Annotated in this window: 4 protein-coding genes; 3 read left to right on the top strand and 1 reads right to left on the bottom strand. The window is 62.9% G+C overall.

Going from position 1 to position 2,359, the window contains the following annotated elements:
• From BLV97_RS21720 to BLV97_RS20530, 3 genes are all read left to right on the top strand, one after another.
• Window positions 1–491: hypothetical protein (locus tag BLV97_RS21720; protein WP_244521085.1), on the top strand; the 491-nt coding region annotated here is incomplete at its 5' end.
• Window positions 488–736, top strand: coding sequence for a hypothetical protein (locus BLV97_RS20535; protein WP_244521084.1), 249 nt, complete (start codon window positions 488–490; stop codon window positions 734–736). The genes BLV97_RS21720 and BLV97_RS20535, both read left to right, overlap by 4 nt.
• A 25-nt stretch (window positions 737–761) precedes the next feature.
• Window positions 762–1,502 carry an SDR family oxidoreductase gene (locus BLV97_RS20530; protein ID WP_035841532.1) on the top strand — a complete coding sequence of 247 codons (741 nt, stop codon included), beginning with the start codon at window positions 762–764 and terminating at the stop codon, window positions 1,500–1,502.
• Between the two features lie 257 nt (window positions 1,503–1,759).
• On the opposite strand, the gene BLV97_RS20525 is transcribed toward BLV97_RS20530, so the two are convergent.
• A partial coding sequence (locus BLV97_RS20525) for a transposase (RefSeq protein WP_244521083.1) occupies window positions 1,760–2,359 on the bottom strand: 600 nt, incomplete at its 5' end.

Here is a 2,359-nt window from a genome sequence, read left to right as displayed (position 1 = left end):
TTCGCGCTGGCATTTTCCAGGTATTTCAGCCACTCCACCACCTTCGTCCGCCCGGCAGCACTGCGAACTGCCTTGCGTGGTGTCTTGCCGTCCAACGCCGGGAGCGGCTGGTCCAGCGTTTCGCGATAATGGCGATCCAGGTATGCCAGAGTGACCTGACGTGCGATCTCGGGCGGGACCTCATGCGCGCCGTCGAAACCTTCGTCCGGCTGGTCTTCCCGCTACCGGACGGTGTTTCCGGGCTTTCCGATCTGGGGCATGGCGCTGCCCGCCCCGGTGCGCACCTTCCTGAAAACCCACGACCTGACAGGCAAAACGATCGTGCCGTTCATCACCCACGGCGGCTATGGGCCAGGCGCGCGCCTGAAACGCCGGCCACCCTTTCCCCCGGCGCGCGGATCCTGACGCCCTTCGTGCTCAGGCGCGATCAGGAACGGGACACGCTCGAGCCGGTCAAGGGGTGGCTGGGCTCTGTCGAACCGCGGCTTTGACAGCAGCAGACCGAGCAGTCGCGGAGCAGAACAAGGAACCGATAACGGATATCATTCGTAACGGCGCCAGCGCCTCGGCGAAGGGGGCGACCGAGTATTTCACTGGCATGGTCCGTATCGACACCCCCTTCAGGGCCGAGCAACCGGCCCGCACCGGCGGCGCCATCACCGAACTTGTGAACGGTTCGCCGGTCACATGGCTCGAACAGGTAGGTGACGAAGATTACCTCTCAGGCAAGGCCTGAGTTGAAACATGGAAAGGAGAAAGACATGACGGACAATATCGAGGGTAAGGTTGTGGTCATCGTAGGTGCATCCAGTGGACTGGGTGCCGAGACAGCCCGCCACCTCGCGAAGGCTGGGGCCAAGGTGGTGCTCGGTGCACGCCGAGTTGAGCGCCTGACGGCTCTGGCCGACGAGATCGGGGTTTCCCACGACGCCGTGGTCCAGACTGACGTAGTGGATGCCGCGCAGGTCAAGGCGCTGGTCGACCGTGCGGTCGAATTGCACGCCCGCATCGACGTGATCCTGAACAACGCCGGGCTCATGCCGCATTCCCCGCTGGAGCGGCTGAAGATCGACGACTGGAACCAGATGATCGACGTGAACATCAAGGGGGTGCTCCATGGCATCGCCGCCGCCCTGCCGTATATGCAGGCCCAGAAGAGCGGCCAGATCATCAACGTCTCGTCGGTTGCAGGCCATACGGTGCGCCCCGGCGGCGTGGTCTATTCTGCGACCAAGCACGCGGTGCGCGTGATCTCGGAAGGGCTGCGGCAGGAGGTGAAGCCCCACGGCATCCGCGTCCTCACCCTCTCGCCGGGCGCGGTGGCGACTGAACTGACCGACCACATCACCGAGGCGGACGTGGCCAAGGGCATCCGCGACTTCTACGAGGAATACGCCATCCCAGCGGACAGTTTCGCGCGCTGCGTCCTCTTCGCGATGTCCCAGCCCGAGGAGGTGGACATCAACGAGATCCTCTTCCGCCCGACCAGTCAGCAGCTCTGAAAGGAGCAATTGCGCGCGGCGTCTTCGGCGCCACGCGCTTGAAACCGCGGCCCCCGGTGTTTGGAAAGCGACGACAGGTGCTCCGTGGGATGTCGCTCTTCGTCAGGATTTCTCTCGGGAATGGAGCTTCGATTTCTCGCATTGCCGCCGTTTGAGTAACTCGCAGCGAATGCCTGCTTCCCGCCGGTTCTGTGGAAAAACACCTGTTCGCGATTGCGGAAATTGGAAGCTTTGGTGATGCGCGGCTGCCTTTCCTATCAGGCTTTTCGCGGTTGCTGCGGTGCGGGAAAGATCTTCGCCGGCTTCCTGAGGTTCTGGGCGGTTGCGGCGAGGAGAAATTCGTCGTTTGCGCCGCACGGGCCACGTAGTCGGAAGCGTCCGAGGCCCAGGATGCGCTTGAGGTGCGCGAAGAGCATCTCGACCTTCTTTCGGAGCTTCATCGAGACTTCGTATTGCCTGGTCTTCGCGATGTCCCGGGCAACCTGACGGGCATCTTCATGCTCCTCGGGGGTGATGGACCGGAAGTCCATGTTCGGGCAGCAGCGCAGCTTCGAAGGGCAGGCCTGGCAGATGTGCTTCAGGCCGCGGTATTTGGCGACGCCCTCGCCGGTCGGCCCTCGGTTCGGGTCGGAGTAGTTCCGGCGGAACTGCTTCAGCGTCTGGCCCTCCGGGCAGATGTATTGATTGTGACCTGCCCCCCGGAAGTTCCCTCGCTGTGATGTAGAGTCTGCCCAACCTGAAGGAGCAGACGACATGAGGAAATGAACCGCGCCGGGTTTGCCGGAGGCTCCAACTCCTGAGTAGGATGGAGCATCATGAGCAAGACGACGAACAAGTTTTCCCCCGAAGTGCGCGCG

Origin of the sequence: Allgaiera indica (genome assembly GCF_900106675.1) — a bacterium.
Lineage (GTDB): Bacteria > Pseudomonadota > Alphaproteobacteria > Rhodobacterales > Rhodobacteraceae > Acidimangrovimonas > Acidimangrovimonas indica.
Note: the sequence above shows the minus strand (reverse complement) of the source record. Positions and strands in the feature narration are given on the sequence as shown.

Excerpts from the sequence above, each read along its gene's own strand:
- BLV97_RS20530 (WP_035841532.1), top strand. The coding sequence starts at position 762 with ATGACGGACAATATCGAGGGTAAGGTTGTGGTCATCGTAGGTGCATCC.